1 protein-coding gene is annotated in these 431 nt (G+C 65.7%); it reads left to right on the plus strand.

Annotated elements, in window-relative coordinates; all coding sequences use genetic code 11:
- Positions 1–215: 215 nt before the first annotated feature.
- Positions 216–431: transposase (locus tag OEB96_RS00275; protein WP_266213370.1), on the plus strand; the 216-nt coding region annotated here is incomplete at its 3' end.

Genomic DNA, 431 nt, shown 5'->3' on the forward strand with positions numbered 1-431 from the left:
CTAGACCTCCCCCGTTTCAGTGGACACCCTCCAACCGAAACAACCCCTCGTCGTCGTAGCTGATCAGTGCAGCGTTCTGTCACCGGCGCTGCGAGCAACCGAGGTCCCCAGGGGGGTCCAGGGGGGGCTCGCAACCTGTGGATGACTGTGGAGCGCGGTGGACGAGTTGCGCTTCGCCAGCTGGGCGTCGACGGGCGATACTGGAGGACAGACCAATGGGTAAGAGAAAGAGGAGAGTCTTCACCGCCGAGCAGAAGGCCGAGGCCGTCAAAATCGCGCTCGGCTCACGCAAGTCCGTCGCCGAGGTGGCCCGGGATCTCGACGTGGGCGTCAGCGTCCTGCGGAGCTGGATCAAGCAAGCGGAGATCGACCAGGCCGCCGATCCCAACGGCCCGATGACGTCGGAGGAGCGAGCGGAGCTCGCGAGGCTC

Origin of the sequence: Paraliomyxa miuraensis, from assembly GCF_026337845.1 — a bacterium.
GTDB lineage: Bacteria > Myxococcota_A > Polyangia > Nannocystales > Nannocystaceae > Paraliomyxa > Paraliomyxa miuraensis.